The 19,776-nt window shown below is 60.4% G+C and carries 14 protein-coding genes and 1 tRNA gene; 7 read left to right on the forward strand and 8 right to left on the reverse strand.

Translation table 11 applies throughout. The features are described 5' to 3' along the window. Window positions 1-65: 65 nt before the first annotated feature. Window positions 66-1,292, reverse strand: a complete 1,227-nt coding sequence (locus tag DXT88_RS02315) for a YbfB/YjiJ family MFS transporter (RefSeq protein ID WP_265211428.1) — start codon at window positions 1,290-1,292, stop codon at window positions 66-68. A 229-nt stretch (window positions 1,293-1,521) separates the two neighbouring features. Here DXT88_RS02315 and DXT88_RS02320 point away from each other — a divergent pair, with 229 nt between their 5' ends. Next, window positions 1,522-2,385 (forward strand): LysR family transcriptional regulator, encoded by an 864-nt coding sequence (locus tag DXT88_RS02320; protein WP_016832834.1) that lies wholly within the window; start codon window positions 1,522-1,524, stop codon window positions 2,383-2,385. A 125-nt stretch (window positions 2,386-2,510) separates the two neighbouring features. On the opposite strand, the gene nhaR is transcribed toward DXT88_RS02320, so the two are convergent. Beyond that, complete coding sequence (nhaR, locus tag DXT88_RS02325; RefSeq protein WP_265211429.1) at window positions 2,511-3,482, reverse strand: transcriptional activator NhaR; 972 nt, start codon at window positions 3,480-3,482, stop codon at window positions 2,511-2,513. Window positions 3,483-3,597: 115 nt separating this feature from the next. On the opposite strand from nhaR, the gene DXT88_RS02330 reads away from it, so the two are divergent. The 6 genes from DXT88_RS02330 (at window position 3,598) to DXT88_RS02355 (ending at window position 14,232) form a co-directional block, all read left to right on the forward strand. Then, window positions 3,598-3,918, forward strand: a complete 321-nt coding sequence (locus DXT88_RS02330) for a TFIIB-type zinc ribbon-containing protein (protein WP_265211430.1) — start codon at window positions 3,598-3,600, stop codon at window positions 3,916-3,918. A gap of 44 nt (window positions 3,919-3,962) precedes the next feature. Next, window positions 3,963-4,928 (forward strand): TerC family protein, encoded by a 966-nt coding sequence (locus tag DXT88_RS02335; RefSeq protein WP_029363127.1) that lies wholly within the window; start codon window positions 3,963-3,965, stop codon window positions 4,926-4,928. A gap of 110 nt (window positions 4,929-5,038) precedes the next feature. Beyond that, complete coding sequence (locus DXT88_RS02340) at window positions 5,039-5,800, forward strand: transposase (RefSeq protein ID WP_265211431.1); 762 nt, start codon at window positions 5,039-5,041, stop codon at window positions 5,798-5,800. Window positions 5,801-5,958: 158 nt separating this feature from the next. Next, entirely contained in the window at window positions 5,959-10,635 is a 4,677-nt protein-coding gene (locus DXT88_RS02345; protein ID WP_265211432.1) for a glutamate synthase-related protein, read from the forward strand. Between the two features lie 113 nt (window positions 10,636-10,748). Then, the gene (locus tag DXT88_RS02350; RefSeq protein WP_265211433.1) at window positions 10,749-12,212 is read left to right on the forward strand and encodes a glutamate synthase subunit beta; all 1,464 of its coding nucleotides are present in this window, start codon (window positions 10,749-10,751) and stop codon (window positions 12,210-12,212) included. Between the two features lie 232 nt (window positions 12,213-12,444). Further along, entirely contained in the window at window positions 12,445-14,232 is a 1,788-nt protein-coding gene (locus DXT88_RS02355; RefSeq protein ID WP_265211434.1) for a M61 family metallopeptidase, read from the forward strand. 99 nt (window positions 14,233-14,331) lie between these two features. Here DXT88_RS02355 and DXT88_RS02360 read toward each other — a convergent pair whose 3' ends face one another. The 6 genes from DXT88_RS02360 to DXT88_RS02385 all read right to left on the reverse strand — a co-directional run bounded on the left by DXT88_RS02360 (window position 14,332) and on the right by DXT88_RS02385 (window position 19,702). Beyond that, window positions 14,332-14,940, reverse strand: a complete 609-nt coding sequence (locus DXT88_RS02360; RefSeq protein WP_016832842.1) for a 50S ribosomal protein L25/general stress protein Ctc — start codon at window positions 14,938-14,940, stop codon at window positions 14,332-14,334. 136 nt (window positions 14,941-15,076) lie between these two features. Next, the gene (locus DXT88_RS02365; protein WP_016832843.1) at window positions 15,077-16,027 is read right to left on the reverse strand and encodes a ribose-phosphate pyrophosphokinase; all 951 of its coding nucleotides are present in this window, start codon (window positions 16,025-16,027) and stop codon (window positions 15,077-15,079) included. 132 nt (window positions 16,028-16,159) lie between these two features. Then, a tRNA-Gln gene (locus DXT88_RS02370) sits at window positions 16,160-16,236 on the reverse strand. 82 nt (window positions 16,237-16,318) lie between these two features. Further along, window positions 16,319-17,188, reverse strand: coding sequence for a 4-(cytidine 5'-diphospho)-2-C-methyl-D-erythritol kinase (ispE, locus tag DXT88_RS02375; RefSeq protein ID WP_265211567.1), 870 nt, complete (start codon window positions 17,186-17,188; stop codon window positions 16,319-16,321). A gap of 66 nt (window positions 17,189-17,254) precedes the next feature. After that, window positions 17,255-17,890 carry an outer membrane lipoprotein LolB gene (locus tag DXT88_RS02380; RefSeq protein WP_265211435.1) on the reverse strand — a complete coding sequence of 212 codons (636 nt, stop codon included), beginning with the start codon at window positions 17,888-17,890 and terminating at the stop codon, window positions 17,255-17,257. A 45-nt stretch (window positions 17,891-17,935) separates the two neighbouring features. Then, window positions 17,936-19,702 carry a tetratricopeptide repeat protein gene (locus DXT88_RS02385; protein WP_265211436.1) on the reverse strand — a complete coding sequence of 589 codons (1,767 nt, stop codon included), beginning with the start codon at window positions 19,700-19,702 and terminating at the stop codon, window positions 17,936-17,938. Window positions 19,703-19,776: the final 74 nt, after the last annotated feature.

A 19,776-nucleotide genomic window follows, 5' to 3' on the forward strand; every position in this document is an offset into this window, starting at 1 on the left:
ATTTGCACGCAAAAAAAGCGCCGGCACGGGAAACCGCATCGGCGCTTTTTTCATGCTTCCGGTGTTTACGCCGCAGCGACTTTGCCGGTCCGATCACGTGTGGCGAGCCAGCCATACACCCCGGCGCCGGCCAGCAGCGTGGCGGCCGCGATCGACAGCGACGGCGTGAACGAGCCGCTGACATGCACCAGTTTTGTCGCCAGCGGCGGCCCGGCGATCTGGCCGATGCCATAGGAAGCGGTCATCAGGCCCATCAACCCGGGCGCGTGATGGCTGCGCAGGCGGCGCGCCTCGCGCATGGCGAACAGCGTGATGGCGGTGAACGGCAAGCCCAGCAGGATGCTCCCCAGCGCGAAGCCGAACTCATTGGGCAGGATCGCGCTGATGATGACGCCGATCGCCTGCATGACGTAGCTGATCGCCAGCAACCGGCGCTGGTCGGCATGCACCGGGATGCGCGTCGCACCCAGCGCGCCCAGCGCCACGCACAGGCCGAACAGCGGCCAGAAGAAATCGGGCCACGATGAACCGGGCAAAGCCTGGCGCGCAATCACCGGCAGGAAGGTGGCGGTGATGATGTAGCCGAAGCCGGCCAGGCCGTAAGCCAGCACCTGCCAGCGCACCTCGCGCGTCACGGCCGCAGGCTCGGTGTAACCCTGGCCGGCGCTGCCCGTTGCTGCGGCGCCCGCGCGCAGGTCGACTTCACCGCGGAAGGTTTTCCACACCAGCAGCGTCAGCAGGGCCGCCATCAGGCCGAATGCCAGCCATCCCGCCGCGGCGTGCCAGCCGCCGGCTACCATCGCGCTGCTCGAGAGCCCGGTCAGCATGATGCCCAGGCCGGGACCGGAATAGATGATTCCTCCCAGCGCCGGCAACTGCAATTGCGCCAGTCGCTGCAGGCACCAGCCCGAGCTGTAGACGAACACCAGCGCACTGGCGATGCCCGACAACAGGCGCAGCAGCAGCCACAGGCCTTGGGAATGGAAGGCGCCCATCCCCGCCGTCAGCAGCACCGTCGCGAGCAATCCGGCGCGGATCGTGCGCGTCGGCGGCAAGCCGCGCCAGAACGCGCACAGCAGGGCGCCGATAAAGTAGCCGAGGTAATTCGACGTCGCCAGCCAGCCGCCGCTATTGAGGTCGATGGTCTGGTCGTGCAGCATCATCGGCAGCAGCGGGGTGAAGGCGAAGCGGCCAATGCCCATGGCCACCGACAGCGCAATCAGCCCGGAAAGGGCGATGCGCAAGGCAGTCTTGCGGTTGGCTTGTGTGTCCTGCGTATGCTGAGTAGTCATGTCTTCCCGTGGTGATGCCGGTCATCTTTGCGTGTTCTTGCTCCGTCTTGCCGCGGCATTTCTGTTATTGCGCGAATATTGCTGATGACCTAATGGTAGCTTGTCTTTATCATCCTAAAAAATGAATAATAAGAATGGATTCATCTGTTTTGGGGATGGTTGATGAAATTTATTGAAGCGAGGATTGGTGGAGTTGGCGATGTACCCCCGCAATCCGCAGGAGAACGACATGGAAATTGCCGCACTTGAAATTTTTCGCGCCGTGGTCAGCGAGGGCGGCATCACGCGCGCCGCGGAGCGCCTGCATCGCGTGCAGTCGAATGTCACCACCCGCATCCGCCAGTTGGAGGAGTCGGTCGGCGTGCCGCTGTTCATCCGCGATCGCAAGCGTCTGTTGCTGACGCCCGCCGGGGAGATCTTGCTGGATTATTCCGAGCGCATCCTCGGTCTGGTGCAGGAGGCGCGTCAGGCGGTGCTGCCGCAAGGACCGCGCGGCCGGTTGCGCGTGGGCGCGATGGAAAGCACCGCCGCCAGCCGTTTGCCGGCGCCGCTGGCGGCGTTCCACCAGCGCTGGCCCGAGGTGCAGCTGGAACTGACCACGTCCGCGTCGCAGATGCTGATCGACCAGGTGCGTGCTTTCAAGCTGGATGCCGCGTTGGTGGCCGGCCCCATCGATGACGATGTCTTTGTGGCAACGCCGCTGTACCAGGAAGAACTGGTGATCGTGGTGCCGCGCGGGCATGCACGGGTGAAGAGCCCGGACGACCTCACAGTCGAGACGCTGATTGTGTTCGAACAAGGTTGCGCCTATCGCAAGCGCGCCGAACACTGGTTCGCTTCAGGAACGATCAAGGGCCGTCGGCCGGCGCGTCTGCTCGAGCTGGGGTCGTATCATGCAATGCTGGCATGCGTGGCGGCAGGCGCCGGGATCGCATTTGTTCCGCGAACGATATTAAATATGCATGGACAACAGAATTTTTCGACCTATTCTTTAGGAAAAGAAGGCCGCATCACCACGTATCTGATTTGCCGGCATGATCAGCAGACAACAGTTTACGATGCGTTGCGCACGCTGTTGCTGACTGAGTCCTGACACCAACGGTGCAATCAGGCGCGGCCGCTCCGGGCGGCGTAACAATTTGTAAAAAACACTGCGGTCCGGCAATGCTTTTTTTATAGTCTGGTTTCCCCCTCCATTCTCTCCCCCGAGAATGGGATTTACCCCGCGAGCCGCAAGGCGCGTGGGGTTTTTTCTTTGTGCTTCGCTTTTTGCACGGTCATTTCCCCTTTCGGAATGATCAGGCTTTCGCGTGCAGCAGACTGGATCGCCAGCACCGCCGGATGCGTCAGGCGGCGTTCCACCGAGATCGCATAGAACTGTTCCGTGATCTGCTCGGTCTGGCCGATCTGCACCACACCGAGTTGCTGCTTCAGTTGCGCCGCAACCGTAGAGGGAGCGGCAAAGATGCCGGTGCCGGCTTCGCCGAATGCGTTGAGCAAGGCGCCGTCATCGAACTCGCCGGCAATCTGCGGACGTATCTTTTCCTTCTCGAACCAGCGCAGCAATTTTGGACGCACTGCTGCGTCCTCTCCTGGCATCAGGAAGGGCGCGCCATCCAGGCTTTGCGGAAAATTCTTCTTGTGTGCTTTGGCCAGCGCCGGCGTGGCGAAAAAGCTGGTGCTGCATTCGCCGAGCAAGTGGCTGTAGCCGCGCACGTCGATATTGCCGGGCATCGGGCTGTCGGCGATGACGATGTCGAGCCGGTGAATGGCGAGATCGCCGAGCAGGTTGTTGAGCTTGCCTTCGCGGCAGACGATGCGTACCGGATCCTCCAGTTTCAATGCGGTTTCCAGCAGCAGGTAGGCGATGGTCTTGGGGACGGCGTCGGCGACGCCGACACGGAATTGCAATGGCCTGCCGCCGGGGCGAAAGCGCATCACTTCTTCGAGCTCTTCCCCGAGGGTGAAAATCTGGTCGGCATAGGCAAACACGGTACTGCCGGCGTCGTTGAGTTCCAGCTTGCGGCCGACGCGGTTGAATAGGCGGTAGCCGAGCGTCTCCTCGAATAGCGTGATCTGTCCGCTGATGGTCTGCGCGGTGAGATGCAGGCGCTCGCCGGCGCGCGCGATGCCGCCGGTCTTGGCGACGGTCCAGAAATAGTGCAGGTGTTTGTAGTTGAGCGCGGCCATGGTGTTTTCAATACATCGGTTTTTACGAAGATAATGAAAAGTATATTCGAATTTTCAAGAGTATCGGATTTGGCTAAAGTGGCACCTGTCTATTGCACAGCCATGGAGGCCCATCATGAAATGTCCCGTTTGCACTACCGTCAATCTGAGCATGAGCGATCGTCAGGGCGTGGAAATCGATTACTGCCCGCAATGCCGCGGCGTCTGGCTCGATCGCGGCGAGCTCGACAAGTTGATTGAACGCGCGCAGGCCGTGGCGCCGCAAGCAGCTGCCCGCGCACCGGCGCCGCCTCAATATGCGTCGCCGATGCCGCCGCAACAGCAGCAGCGCGGTTACGATGACCGCTTCGGCCACGGCCGCGAGTACAAGGATCATTCGGATTGCCGCTCGCGCAAGAAGAAGGGTTTTCTGGGCGAGATCTTCGATTTCGACTGACGTATCAATGCATCGATGCACTTGAATAACAAAGGGGAAATACCGTGAACGGTGTAGAAAGTTTTGCAAGTCCGCTGATGTGGGGCGGATTCATTGTGTTTGTGCTGGGCATGCTGGCGTTCGACATGCTGGTGCTGGGCGGCCGCCATGCGCACAAGGTGACCGTCAAGGAAGCGCTGGGCTGGTCGGTGGCGTGGGTAATGCTGGCGCTGCTGTTCAGCGGCTTGCTGTGGTGGTACCTGGATCACAGCATCGGCCGTGAATTCGCGAACCAGAAGAGCCTGGAGTTCCTGTCCGGCTACCTGATCGAGAAGTCGCTGTCGGTGGACAACATCTTCGTGTTCCTGGTGATCTTCGGCTACTTCGCGGTGCCGGCGGAAATGCAGCGGCGCGTATTGTTGTACGGCGTGGTCGGCGCGATCATCATGCGCGCCGTGATGATCTTGCTGGGCGCCTGGCTGATCGCGCAGTTCAGCTGGATCATGTACCTGTTCGGCGCATTCCTGGTCGTGACCGGCATCAAGATGCTGATCTTTGCGGACAAGGAAAGCGACCTCAACGACAACCCGCTGCTGAAGTTCTTGCGCAAGCACATGCGCATCAGCAATGAGTACGACGGCGAGAAGTTCTTCACCATGCGCAACGGCGTGCGCTATTTCACGCCGCTGATGCTGGTGCTGATCCTGATCGAAGTGACGGACCTGGTCTTCGCGGTCGACAGCATCCCGGCGATTTTTGCGATCACCACCGATCCGTTCATCGTGTTCACGTCGAACATGTTTGCGATCATGGGTTTGCGGGCGCTGTACTTCCTGCTGGCAGACGTGGCGGATCGTTTCCACTATCTCAAGTACGGTCTGGCGCTGGTGCTGGTGTTCGTGGGCGGCAAGATGCTGCTGGCGTACTGGTTCCACATTCCCGTGATGGTGTCGCTGCTGGTGGTTGCCGCCATCCTGGTGGCATCGGTGCTGATCAGTCTGGTGTTGTCAAAAAAGAAAATGTCGGCCTGATGGTGGTTGGATCCGTGAAGGCTGAATAAATTAGGGTCGGAGTGATTTACAATCGTGAATCGCTCCGGCTCTTTTTTGATTTTCATTCCTGATTCTCCATTCCTTTTCCTATGGCTCGCTTGCCCCGCCTGGTTGTTCCGCATCAGCCACACCACATCATCCAGCGCGGCCATGACGGCCAGGTCGTATTCCGCGACGCCGCCGACCATGCCGTTTTCCTCGACTGGCTCAAGGAGGGCGCGAAGCGCTTCAAGGTCGCCATCCACGCCTATGTCCTGATGCCGGACCACGTGCATTTGCTGGCTACCCCGGTGGACGCTGAGGGGCTGGCACGAATGATGCAGTGGGTAGGCCGGTATTACGTGCCCCATATCAACCAGAAATATCAGCGCAGCGGCACCCTGTGGCAAGGACGCTACAAGGCCACGGTGCTGGACGCGGAGCGCTACCTGCTGCTGTGCAGTCGCTACATCGAGCTCAATCCGGTGCGCAACGGCCTGGTCGGCAGCGCCCTGGATTATCCCTGGTCAAGCTACATGCATCACATTGGCGCAAAGCCGGACCCGCTGATTACCGACCACAGCGTGTATTGGGCGCTGGGCAATACGCCGTTTGACCGGGAAATCGCCTACAAGCTGCAAGCGGAGCAATCGCTGGGGGAGGCCGAGATTGATGCAATCACCCAGGCGACGCTAAAAGGTTGGGCGCTGGGTGCGGAGGAGTACAAAAGCGGCTTGGAAAAGCAGGTCAGCCGCCGTGTCAGTCCTGCAAAGCGGGGCCGGCCGGTGAAGAAAATTGATGAAGCGGCATCCTCAGAAGAAAATGCGGCGGGCAACACCCCTGGGATAACTCTCGTAAATACAAAGAGTTAGGGAATTGAATCAAGAGCATGCATTACTCTGTCCCTAATTAAAAATTATTGAAAATTCCAGGGATTTAAATTTTACTCTGACCCCTTTTGTTCTTATTGAAGATTTGGGTGCAGTGCACTATCCTTAAACCCTTACTCTCAAAGTGGTGGAGCACCGTTATGCACGCGCAAGGCCTATACGACCCAGCTAATGAACACGACGCCTGTGGTGTCGGTTTTATCGCCCATATCAAGGGCAAGAAAAACCATTCCATCGTTGAGCAAGGCTTGCTCATCCTGAAGAATCTGGACCACCGGGGTGCGGTCGGTGCAGATCCGCTGATGGGCGACGGCGCCGGTATCCTGATTCAGATTCCGGATCAGTACTATCGCGAAGAAATGTCCAGGCAGGGCGTCGAACTGCCGCCGCCAGGCGAATACGGCGTCGGCATGGTCTTCCTGCCGAAGGAAAACGCCTCGCGCATCGCCTGCGAACAGGAAATCGAGCGTTCGGTGCTGGCTGAAGGCCAGGTCGTGCTGGGCTGGCGCAACGTGCCGGTCGACATGGACATGCCGATGTCGCCGACCGTGCGTGAAAAAGAGCCGGTCATTCGCCAGATCTTCATCGGTCGCGGTCCGGACATCATGGTCACCGACGCGCTGGAACGCAAACTGTATGTGATCCGCAAGTCGTCCGGCCACGCCATCCAGGCGCTGAACCTGATCCACGGCAAGGAATTCTTCGTGCCGTCGATGTCGGCGCGCACGGTGGTCTACAAGGGCCTGCTGCTGGCCGACCAGGTCGGCGTGTACTACAAGGACCTGCAGGATCCGCGCTGTGTTTCCGCGCTGGCGCTGGTGCACCAGCGTTTCTCGACCAATACCTTCCCGGAATGGCCGCTGGCTCACCCCTATCGCCTGATCGCCCACAACGGCGAAATCAACACCGTCAAGGGCAACTTCAACTGGATGCGCGCACGCGAAGGCGTGATGCAATCGGCCGTGCTGGGCGACGACCTGAAGAAATTGTTCCCACTGATCTATGAAGGCCAGTCCGACACCGCGTGCTTCGATAACGCGCTCGAACTGTTGCTGATGGCAGGCTATCCGCTGGCGCAAGCCATGATGATGATGGTGCCGGAAGCCTGGGAAAATCACACTTTGATGGACGACAACCGTCGCGCCTTCTACGAATACCACGCTGCGATGATGGAACCATGGGACGGCCCGGCCGCCCTGGCGTTCACCGACGGCCGTCACATCGGCGGCACGCTCGACCGCAACGGTCTGCGTCCTGCGCGCTACATCGTCACCGACGACGACCTGGTCGTGATGGCGTCGGAATCCGGCGTGCTGCCGATTCCTGAATCGAAGATCATCCAGAAATGGCGCCTGCAACCGGGCAAGATGTTCCTGATCGACCTCGACGCCGGCCGCATCATCGACGACAAGGAGCTGAAGGACACCTACGCCAATGCCAAGCCGTACAAGCAATGGATTTCGTCGGTGCGCGTCAAGCTCGACGAACTCAAGGCCGAGCCGGTCGAATCCGGTTCGACCATTCCGCTGCTGGATCGCCAGCAAGTGTTCGGCTACACCCAGGAAGACGTCAAGTTCCTGATGGCGCCGATGGCGTCGGCCGGTGAAGAAGCGATCGGTTCGATGGGCAACGACTCGCCGCTGGCAGTCATGTCCAACAAGAACAAGACGCTCTACAACTACTTCAAGCAATTATTCGCGCAAGTGACCAACCCGCCGATCGACCCGATCCGCGAAGCCATGGTCATGTCGCTGGTGTCCTTCATCGGCCCGCGTCCGAACCTGCTCGACACCAACAACATCAACCCGCCGATGCGCCTGGAAGTGTCGCAGCCAATTCTGGACTACGCCGACATCGCCAAGCTGCGCAACATCAGCGCGCACACCGGCGGCAAGTTCAAGTCGCACGAGCTGAACATCTGCTACCCGGTCGCGTGGGGCAAGGAAGGCATCGAAGCACGCCTGGCCTCGCTGTGCGCCAAGGCCGTCGACGCGGTCAAGTCGGGTCACAACATCCTGATCATTTCGGACCGCAAGGTCGATTCCGAACAAGTTGCGATCCCTGCATTGCTGGCGACTTCGGCGATCCACTTGCACCTGGTGAGCAAGGGCTTGCGTACGTCGACCGGTCTGGTGGTCGACACCGGTTCCGCACGCGAAACCCATCACTTCGCATTGCTGGCAGGTTACGGCGCGGAAGCGATCCACCCGTACCTGGCGATGGACACGTTGAGCGAAATGGCCAAGGGCCTGCCGGGCGAGCTGTCGGGCGAGAAGGCGATCTACAACTTCCAGAAGGCGATCGGCAAGGGCTTGCTGAAGGTCATGTCGAAGATGGGTATTTCGACTTACATGTCCTACTGCGGCGCGCAGATCTTCGAAGCCATCGGCCTGAACAAGGCGCTGGTCGACAAGTACTTCAAGGGCACCGCGTCGAACGTCGAAGGCATCGGCGTGTTCGAAGTCGCCGAAGAAGCGCTGCGCCTGCACCGCGCTGCCTTCAGCGCCGATCCGGTTCTGGCCAATGCGCTCGACGCCGGCGGCGAGTATGCCTTCCGCATCCGCGGCGAAGAACACATGTGGACGCCGGACGCGATCGCCAAGCTGCAGCACTCGACCCGCGCGAACAACTTCAATTCGTACAAGGAATACGCGCAGATCATCAATGATCAGTCCAAGCGCCACATGACCTTGCGCGGCCTGTTCGAATTCAAGATCGATCCGTCGAAGGCGATCTCGATCGATGAAGTCGAACCAGCCAAGGAAATCGTCAAGCGTTTCGCCACCGGCGCCATGTCGCTCGGTTCGATCTCGACCGAAGCACACGCCACGCTGGCGATCGCGATGAACCGCATCGGCGGCAAGTCCAACACCGGCGAAGGCGGCGAAGACGTCAATCGCTATCGCAACGAACTCAAAGGCATCCCGATCAAGCAGGGCGCAACCCTGGCGTCGGAAATCGGCAAGGACGTCATCGAAGTCGACATCCCGCTGCAAGCCGGCGACTCGCTGCGTTCGCGCATCAAGCAGGTGGCTTCCGGTCGTTTCGGCGTGTCGGCTGAATACCTGATCTCCGCCGACCAGATCCAGATCAAGATGGCGCAAGGCGCGAAGCCGGGCGAAGGCGGTCAACTTCCGGGCCACAAGGTCACCGATTACATCGCGACATTGCGCGTGTCGGTGCCGGGCGTTGGTTTGATTTCGCCGCCGCCGCACCATGACATCTATTCGATCGAAGACCTGGCACAGCTGATCCACGATCTGAAGAACGTCAATCCGCGCGCCTCGATCTCGGTCAAGCTGGTGTCGGAAGTCGGCGTCGGCACGGTTGCCGCAGGCGTTGCCAAGGCCAAGTCGGATCACGTCGTGATCGCCGGCCATGACGGCGGCACCGGCGCATCGCCGCTGTCCTCGATCAAGCATGCCGGTTCGCCATGGGAACTCGGCCTGGCCGAAACCCAGCAGACGCTGGTGCTGAACGGTTTGCGCAACCGCATCCGCGTGCAGGCCGACGGCCAGATGAAGACCGGCCGCGACGTCGTCATCGGCGCGCTGCTGGGCGCGGACGAATTCGGTTTCGCCACCGCGCCGCTGGTGGTCGAAGGCTGCATCATGATGCGCAAGTGCCATCTGAACACTTGCCCGGTCGGCGTGGCGACACAGGATCCCGTCCTGCGCGCCAAGTTCTCCGGCAAGCCTGAGCACGTGGTCAACTTCTTCTTCTTCATCGCCGAAGAAGTACGTCAGATCATGGCGCAACTGGGCATCCGTACCTTCAACGAACTGATCGGCCGTTCCGATCTGCTGGACCGCACCAAGGCTATCCAGCACTGGAAGGCGCAAGGTCTGGACTTCAGCAAGATCTTCTATCAACCGGTCAGCGCGACGCCGTACTTCCACACCGAGAATCAAGATCACGGTCTGGACAAGGCGCTGGATCACAAGCTGATTGCACAAGCCAGGATCGCGTTGGAAAAAGGCGAGAAGGTCTCCTTCATTTCGCCGATCCGCAACCTGAACCGCACCGTTGGCGCCATGTTGTCGGGTGAGGTGGCCAAGCGTTACGGCAATGAAGGCCTGCCGGACGACACCATCCACATCCAGCTGCAAGGCACCGCGGGCCAATCGGCCGGCGCGTTCCTGGCGCACGGCGTGACATTGGACCTGGTCGGCGAAGGCAACGACTACGTCGGCAAGGGCTTGTCGGGCGGTCGCATCATCGTGCGTCCGAACACCGAGTTCCGCGGCCGTGCGGTCGACAACATGATCTCCGGCAATACCGTGTTGTACGGTGCAACGTCCGGCGAGGCGTTCATCAACGGCGTGGTCGGCGAGCGTTTCGCCGTGCGTAACTCCGGCGCCATCGCCGTGGTTGAAGGCACCGGCGATCACGGTTGCGAATACATGACCGGCGGCTCCGTCGTCGTCCTGGGCGCAACCGGCCGCAACTTTGCAGCGGGCATGTCCGGCGGCATTGCTTACGTCTACGACGAAGCCGGTGACTTCGCCGGCAAGTGCAACCTGGCCATGGTCGCGCTCGACAAGGTCCTGTCCGACACCGAACAGGAAGCCTCGACCGATCGCGCCATCTGGCACAGCCTGCAACGCGGCGGCGACGGCCAGACCGATGAAGTCATCCTGCGCGGCCTGATCGAGCGTCACTTCAAGTACACCGGCAGCACGCGCGCGCGCTACCTGCTGGACAACTGGGCGGCGTCGCGCGGCAAGTTCGTCAAGGTCTTCCCGACCGAGTACAAACGTGCGCTGGGCGAACTCCATGCAGCCAAAGCGGCCCCGAAGGACAAGGTTCCGGCGTAAGCCGCAACCCTCGGCCCTCGGCCAGATCTGAAATAACGCAAGGCCGGCGATTCTGATAACGACAACGACAGAATCGCCCGCCGCCTATCCTTAGCGAAGAATGTGAGTGGAAAATGGGTAAAGTAACCGGCTTTATGGAATATGAGCGCCTGAAAGAGGCGAGCGAAGCGCCGCAGTCGCGCATGAAGCACTACAAGGAATTCGTCCTGCACCTGGGCGACGCGGAAGCCAAAGTGCAAGGCGCACGCTGCATGGATTGCGGCATCCCGTTCTGCAACAACGGCTGCCCGGTCAACAACATCATTCCCGACTGGAATGACCTGGTCTATCGCGGCGACTACAAGGAAGCGCTGGACACGCTGCACTCGACCAACAACTTCCCGGAATTCACCGGCCGCATCTGCCCGGCGCCGTGCGAATCCGCCTGCACACTCGGTATCAACAGCGACGCGGTCGGCATCAAGTCGATCGAGCACTTCATCATCGACAAGGGCTGGGAAAACGGCTGGGTCACGCCGCAACCGGCTGCCGTGAAGACTGGCAAGAAAGTCGCCGTAGTCGGCTCCGGTCCTGCCGGCATGGCCGCGGCACAACAGCTGGCGCGCGCCGGCCATGACGTGACCGTGTTCGAAAAGAACGATCGCGTCGGCGGCCTGCTGCGTTACGGCATCCCCGACTTCAAGATGGAAAAGTCGCACATCGATTTGCGCGTCGAGCAGATGCAGGCCGAAGGCGTCGTGTTCCGCACCAGCACATTGGTGGGCAAGGATTTCCCGGCCAACATCACCAACTGGTCCAAGGAAACGGTTTCCCCCGACGACCTGAAGAAAGACTTCGACGCCGTCGTCATCGCCGGCGGTGCAGAACTGCCGCGCGACTTGCCGGTGCCCGGCCGCGAATTGAAGGGCGTGCATTTCGCCATGGAATTCCTGCCGCTGCAAAACAAGGTCAACGCCGGCGACAAGCTCAAGGGCCAGATCATGGCGACCGACAAGCACGTGGTCGTGATCGGCGGCGGCGATACCGGTTCCGATTGCGTCGGTACCTCGAACCGTCACGGCGCCGCTTCCGTGGCCCAGTTCGAACTGATGCCGCAACCGCCGGAAACGGAAAACAAGCCGATGGTCTGGCCGTACTGGCCAACCAAGCTGCGCACCTCGTCGTCGCATGAAGAAGGCTGCGATCGCGATTGGGCAGTGGCGACCAAGCGCCTGGAAGGCAAGAACGGCAAGGTTGAAAAGCTGATCGCCGCGCGCGTCGAATGGAAGGACGGCAAGATGCAGGAAGTGCCGAACTCGGAATTCGAAATGAAGGCCGACCTGGTGCTGTTGGCCATGGGCTTCGTCTCGCCGGTGCAGCAAGTGCTGGAATCGTTCGGCGTCGACAAGGACCAGCGTGGCAACGCCAAGGCCACCACCGATGGCGAAGGCTGCTACAAGACTTCGGTCGACAAGGTCTTCGCTGCCGGCGACATGCGCCGCGGCCAGTCGCTGGTGGTCTGGGCGATTCGCGAAGGCCGTCAATGCGCGCGCGCAGTCGATGAGTTCCTGATGGGCTCGTCGGTGCTGCCGCGCTGATACTGACTGATACTGATACGACAGCGTATAAAGCAATACAGTAAAAGAAGCAGAAGCCGGATCGACGAAAGTCTTTCCGGCTTTTTTACTTTCCGGATCAGGCGCAGGAAGATTGCGGAGCGACTCAAATCAGCCGGGTGTCAGCCCGGATCCGGCTTGCTCAAGTACAATGGAATTTCACTTTTCAGACACGGCCTGCCGTCGCTCCTGCCGACGATAACCGAAGAACAACATGACGACCCCGATTCACTACAGCATCACCTCCAACGACTGCGCCGCCCACGTGTTCGACATCACCCTGAGGGTCGATGCGCCGGCTGCCGACGGCCAGGTATTTTCCTTGCCGGCGTGGATTCCCGGCAGCTACATGATTCGCGAATTCGCGCGCAACATCGTCCAGCTGCGCGCAGAAGCCGGCGGCAAGAAAGTCGCGCTGCGCAAACTGGACAAACACACGTGGAAAGCATCGCCGTGCACCGGCCCGCTGACGCTGAGCTATCAGGTCTATGCCTGGGACTTGTCGGTGCGCACCGCGCATCTGGACCAGACCCACGCCTTCTTCAACGGCACCAGCGTATTCCTGCGCGTGGAAGGGCAGGAGCAGTCGCAGCACGTCGTCGACATCCGCCGTCCGGCCGGCGACGCCTACAAGCGCTGGCGTGTGGCGACGTCCTTGTCCGAGCTGAAAGCAAAACGCTATGGTTTCGGCACGTATGTCGCCGCCGATTACGACGAGTTGATCGATCATCCGGTCGAGCTCGGGACCTTCGCACTGGCGACGTTCACCGCGCACGGCGTGCCGCATGACGTCGTGATCACCGGCCAGGTGCCGAACCTCGATCTGCCGCGCCTGTCGGCCGATCTGAAGAAAATCTGCGAAGCGCAGATCGCTTTCTTCGAGCCGAAGAGCAAGCGCGCGCCGATGTCGCGCTATGTGTTCATGACCATGGTGGTCGGCGACGGTTACGGCGGCCTTGAGCATCGCGCTTCGACGGCGCTGGTCTGCGCACGCAGCGATTTGCCGGTCAAGGGCAAGAGCGAGCAGAGCGACGGTTACCGTACTTACCTGGGTTTGTGCAGCCACGAGTATTTCCATACCTGGAACGTCAAGCGCATCAAGCCGGCGGTGTTCGCGCCTTACGACCTGCGCGAAGAAGGCTATACCTCGCTGCTGTGGCTGTTTGAAGGTTTCACCAGTTACTACGACGACCTGTTCCTGGTGCGCACCGGCCTGATCGACGAGGCCGCTTACCTGGGCATGCTGGCCAAGACTATCAATGGCGTGCTGCGCGGCAGCGGCCGCCGCAAACAGAGCGTGGCGGAGTCCAGCTTCGACGCCTGGGTCAAGTATTACCGCCAGGATGAAAACGCCCCCAACGCCATCGTCAGCTATTACACCAAGGGTTCGCTGGTGGCGCTGGCGCTGGACCTGACGATCCGCAGCGAAACCAATGGGCGCAAGTCGCTCGACGACGTCATGCTGGCGCTGTGGCAGCAATACGGTCGCCAGTTCTATAGCCGCAACGGCGGCCACGGCCTGGGTGAAGAGGAGGCCGAAGCCTTGTTCGAAGCCGTCAGCGGCGTCAAGCTCAAGCGCTTCTTCGATCGCTACATCCGCGGCACGGAAGACTTGCCGTTCGCGCAGTTGCTGCCTGATATGGCGATCAAATTCGACGACGCCGGCAAGGATCGCAAGCCGTCGCTCGGCCTGCGCGTGGTGCGCGACGGCGCCGACGCCAAGGTGGCGAATGTCTACGAAGGCGGGGCAGGGCATCGCGCCGGTGTGTCGGCCGGCGACAAGCTGGTGGCGCTGGATGGTTTGCGCGTGCCGCCGACCGGGGCGGACGGCTTGCTGGCGCGCTATCGTGAAAACGACGTGGTGGCCCTGCATGTGTTCCGGCGCGATGAGCTGATGAGCTTCTCGGTGAAGCTCAAGAACGACGATGCGCCGCAGATGGCATTGACGTCAGAGGCCAAGCCGGCGGCCGCGGTGCGCAAGCGCAAGTCCTGGCTGGGCTGATTCCGATTGGCTGTGCCCGGCTTCCTGCGCCGGGCGGACAATAAAAAACCCGCCGAAGCGGGTTTTTTATTTGCTGCCGATGCTTTGCAGAATCGAAGATTACTTCGCTTCTGCGTCGCCTGCTGCGGGTGCTTCGCCTTCAGCTTCAACCTTGCCTGCCGGTACCGAAGCGGTAGCAACTGTCAGGTTTTCTTGCGAAACAGCGGCCACGCCGTTTGGCAATTTCAGGTCAGCCAAGTGGATCGAGTGACCGACTTCCAGCTTCGCCAGATCGACGGAAACGAATTCCGGCAGATCCTTGGGCAGGCAGGAGATGTCCAGTTCGGTCATGACGTGGCTGATGATGCCCGACGACAGCTTGACGGCCGGCGAGACTTCAGCGTTCACGAAGTGCAGAGGCACCTTGACGTGGATCTTTTGCGATGCATCGACGCGTTGGAAGTCAACGTGCAGGACCAGTTGCTTGTAGGCGTGGACTTGGAAGTCGCGCAGCAGAACTTGTTCGACCTTGCCTTCGATTTCCAGGTCGAGGATCGACGAGTGGAAGGCTTCTTTCTTCAACGCGTGGTACAGCGCGTTGTGGTCCAGAGCGATGTTCAGCGGTGCAGCTGTGCCACCGTAGACGATGGCTGGTGTTTGACCAGCAATACGCAGGCGGCGGCTCGCTCCGGTCCCCTGCTCTTTGCGTGGAAATGCGATAACTTTCATGTGAAACTCCAAAGGTTGCGGGACTTTCGTCTCGCGTTAAAAATCCCCCGCGACCAGGGGATTCAAGGATCCCGTCATTTGCATGACGGGATTGAAACTGAAATCTGAATTGAATCTAAAGCTGAATCTCTAAAACTTATTCTGCAAACAGCGACATCACCGAGTCGCCCTTGCTGATGCGCTTGAATGTCTCGGCCAGCAGGCTGGCGCATGTCAGTTGGCGAATCTTGCCGCAGGCCTTGGCGGCGTCCGACAATGGAATCGTGTCGGTGACGACCAGTTCGTCCAGCGGCGAATTGGCGATGCGGTCCAGCGCCGGGCCGGACAAAACAGGGTGCGTACAGTAGGCGACGACTTTCTTGGCGCCGCGCTCTTTCAATACTTCGGCAGCCTTGGTCAGCGTGCCGGCGGTGTCGACCATGTCATCCATGATTACGCAGTTGCGGCCTTCGACTTCACCGATGATGTTCATGACTTCCGACACGTTCGCCTTCGGGCGGCGCTTGTCGATGATCGCCAGGTCGCAGCCGAGGCGCTTCGCCAACGCACGGGCGCGCACCACGCCGCCGACGTCAGGCGATACGACCAGCAGGTCGTCGTAGTTCTTGCTCACCAGATCGCCCAGCAAAATCGGCGATGCATAGATGTTGTCGACCGGAATGTCAAAGAAACCCTGAATCTGGTCAGCGTGCAGGTCCATGATCAGGACGCGTTCAACGCCGGCTTCCTGCAGCATGTTGGCGACGACCTTGGCCGAAATCGCAACACGGGCGGAACGCGGACGGCGATCCTGGCGGGCATAACCGTAGTAGGGGATGGCAGCAGTGATACGGCCGGCGGAAGCACGCTTCAACGCATCGACCATGATCATGATTTCCATCAGGTTGTCATTGGTCGGTGCGCAAGTGGACTGCAGCACGAAGACGTCTTTACCGCGGACGTTTTCGTTGATCTCGACCATCACTTCGCCGTCGGAGAACTTCGACACATTGGCCTTGCCCAGAGGGATACCGAGTTTTTCAACGACGCCTTGCGCCAGTTCTGGATTGGCGCTGCCGGTAAAAACCATCAGGTTTTCGTTTGCCATGTGGGTATCCCTGAATGCAATCGTTTAAAAGTCGAAAAGCCGGCAATGCTTGACTGGTACAGTCTTGCGTTGGCGGCTTATCTCTTTGGCTTTTCTATTTCTTTATGGGCGCTTCACTATTGCCCAATTTAATGGCAGGGGAACAAGGATTCGAACCTTGGAATGCTGGAATCAAAATCCAGTGCCTTAACCAACTTGGCGATTCCCCTACGCAATCTGCTGTCTTCCGTCGAACGATCCGTGCGCTTCTTGCCTGCATCGTCTGTCATTCGCCGTCAAACCAATTCTTGACTACGACTTTGCCAAATGGGCGAGAGGATGTTCCTGCATCGCTTTGGCTTTCCACGCGGTCCACTGTGAAGGCATTTGTTTCAGCACTTCGTCGGCTTGGCGTTCATGCTCAAAAGCACAGAACACACAAGCGCCGGATCCGGTCATCCTTGCATTCCCAAATGTCCTGAGCCACTTGATGGCTTCAGCGACAGGAGGAAACTGCCTGGCAGCCACCACTTCTAAGTCGTTTTTTCCGAAGCCGCTGTGAAGAAGATTATGCGCTTCAGGAAAGTCCGTTATTTTGACCACTTTCGTATCCCTTGTCAATTCCTGCGACGAAAAAATTATCGCGGTAGGAACGGACACGCCCGGTTCGATCACCACGAACCAGCAATCGGCGGTTTTTACAGGGAGAAGGTCCTCGCCCACGCCTTCGGCGAAGGCATTGCCGCCGAACACGAAAAACGGCACATCGGCGCCCAGTTGCAGGCCCAGCGCCATCAGTTGCGCGCGCGTCAGCCCGGTTTGCCACAGATGATTAAGCACGATCAGCGTGGTCGCGGCGTCCGATGAACCGCCTCCCAGGCCGCCGCCCATCGGCAATTGCTTGCGCACGGTGATGTCGGCGCCCAGCTCCGGTTTGCCGCCGGCTGCCTGCAACAGGCGGGCGGCACGCACCACCAGGTCGGTGTCGGCAGGCACGCCCGGGATGTCGTTGACACGATGGATGACGCCGTCGTCGCGCACCGTGAAATCCAGCGCGTCGCTACGGTCGATCAGCTGAAACACCGTTTGCAGCAGGTGATAGCCATCCGCGCGCCGACCGGTCACGTGCAGGAACAGGTTCAGTTTGGCCGGAGCGGGGCAGTCGAAAAGGCTTGCTGGCATGGAGTGACTCTGGAAAACGGGTGGAAGAACGTCAAAGAGAACATCAAAGCGCCCTCGGTGCACTCACTATGGAGCGCCGGCGGCTTTCCAGCTGTCTATCACGATACGGATGGCGACCGGGCCGGCTTGTCTTGTTTCGCGCGCCAGGTCGATGCGTTTCGGATGGTTCGAGGCCGTGTTGGCGGCGCCGTCCTGCCACTCGCCGTAGCTCAGGTTCCAGCCGTCGCGCGTTGTCAGGCGTACGGTGTCTGCCGCAGGCTGAGCTACAAACAGTTTGCCGTCGGCGCCGCGGCCGAAGCCCTGCAGCCAGTCGCGCAGGCCTGAAATCGGCAAGGGCCAACCCAATGCCTGTTCGGTGAGGATATCGACGTCGGTCGCCGTCATCGGTGGCTTGCCCGACTGTGTCAAGACGGCAATGCCGGGCTTGATGTCGATCGTGGCCAGGGTTTGTCCAAGCGGCGACAACAAGGTCACGACGACGTGGCGGGCGCTCTGGTTCCAGGTAAAACTGCCGTGCACGGCTTCTTCGCGTTGATTCTGTTCATAGCGTACCGACAGCCGGCCGCCGAGATCGATGGTGTCGCTGTAGCGGCGTTCCAGGGCCGGACCGTTGTCCTTTGCCTCTTGCGGAGAAAGGCTGGCGCAGCCGGCGGCCAGCAGCACCAGGCCGGTCGCGGCCGCGTGTTTGAAAAATCGCATCATGGATGGTAACCGTGTCCTTGCATCAGCATTGAATCGTCGCCGGCATTACAACTGCACTTTGAGGCGATCCAGCGTGCTCTTGAGGACGTCGTTCTTCGGGTCTTTCGACTGGGCTTCGCGCCACAGGCGTTTGGCTTCGTCCTGCTTGCCGCGCGTCCACAGGATTTCGCCGAGGTGGATGCCGATTTCCGGATCGGGACGCAGGGCGTAGGCGCGGCGCAATTCCTTTTCCGCTTCGTCGAGGTTGCCCAAGCGGAATTCTGCCCAGCCCAGACTGTCGGCGATGAAGGCGTCTTCCGGCGCCAGTTGCACGGCCTTCTTGATCAGGGTAACTGCTTCCGGCAGGCGGATATTGCGATCGGCGAACGAATAGCCGAGCGCGTTATAGGCGTGCTGGTTGTTGGGCGCCAGTTCGATGATCTTGCGCAGCGCGGTTTCCATGTCCTTGTAGTTGCCGGTCTTGTCGGTGACCATTGCGTAGTCGTACAGCAGGTCGGTGCTTTCCGGGAAGCGCTTGAGTCCGGCCGACAGCACGTCGGCGGCGTCCTGGTAACGCTCGCCGTCGCGCAGGACCTGGGCTTCGCCCTGGATCAGCTGCATTTGTTCGCGGTCGTTGCCGGCTTCGGCTTGCGCCTGTTGCAAGACGGCGCGCGCGCCGTTGATGTCGCCGCGCTTGGCCAGCAACTGGGCGCGACGGATCTGCACATTGATGTAGGCTTCACCCGGTTCGACCTGTTCCAGCCATTTCAGTGCGCCCGGGATGTCGTTGCGTTCTTCTGCGATCTGCGACAGCAGCAGCAGCGCTTGGGTCGGGTCGCGTTCATCTTCCGGCTGGGTTGCCAGCACCTGCAGGTAGCGCTTGAGATAGGTCTCGGCTTCAGGCAGATGATTGGTTTGCACGTTCAGGATGCCCAGCGCGAACAGCGTGGTCAGATCTTCCTGGTCGTCTTTCAACAAAACCTGGAACTGGCTGCGCGCCTGTTCGAACTGTTTCTGCTCAACCAGGCCGCGCGCATAGGCGATTCGGACTTCGCGTGCGTCAGGATATTTCTTCAGGAAATCGGCCACCAGCTTCATGGCTTCCGGCGGATCCTGGGTGACTTGCGCCAGCGTCAGGATCGCCAGTTCAGAATCCGGCTTGAGCTTGAGCGCCTGGTTGGCTTCGTCGCGTGCGCGCACGGCATCGCGATTGGCGAATGCGCCTTGCGACAGCGCCAGGTGAGTTTCGACCAGCGTCGGATACGGCGCGGTCACCGCTTCCAGGATGTTGAATGCAGCGGTCTTGTCGCGTGCACGGCTCAACAGGCGCTGGATTTGCAGGATCATCGGGCCGCGCGCTTGCGGCGCAGCTTCGGCCAGGCGTTGCGTCAGCAGCGGCTGCATTTCGCCGATGTTGTCGCCCAACATGATCAGGCCGAGGTAATTTTGCAGTGCTTCATCCGAATGCGGCGCCAGTTCGGTCCACAGACGTACCGCCGCCAGCGCTTCGTTCGGGCGCCGCGCCGCCAGGGCGATTTCGGCGGCACGTTTGGCCAGGCGCGGATCGCGGGTTTGCTGCGCGGTGCCCAGCAAGGTCACGTAGGCGGCTTGCCATTGCCCGCGCTGAAAGGCGATTTCGGAACTGAGGATCTTGAACAGGATTTCTTCGCTGAGCTCGACCGGCGGCACCACGTCTTCAGGCTGCTGGGCCTTGGCCTTCGCTTGTCCCTTGCGTGCGGATGAGGCCTTGACCAGAGTTTGTTTCTTGCCGCCCGCAACGGCAGCCGCATCGGTCTCGCTGGGTTGCTGCAGGCTTGCACATGCGGAAAGCATGAGGGAGAGCGTTACAATGGCGAGAGGTTTTTTCAAGTGTAATCCTGAGTAATCTGGAAATAGTCCGGCAAGAA

It is taken from the genome of Herbaspirillum lusitanum (assembly GCF_026127345.1).
In the GTDB taxonomy this organism is placed as follows: Bacteria; Pseudomonadota; Gammaproteobacteria; order Burkholderiales; family Burkholderiaceae_D; genus Herbaspirillum; species Herbaspirillum lusitanum.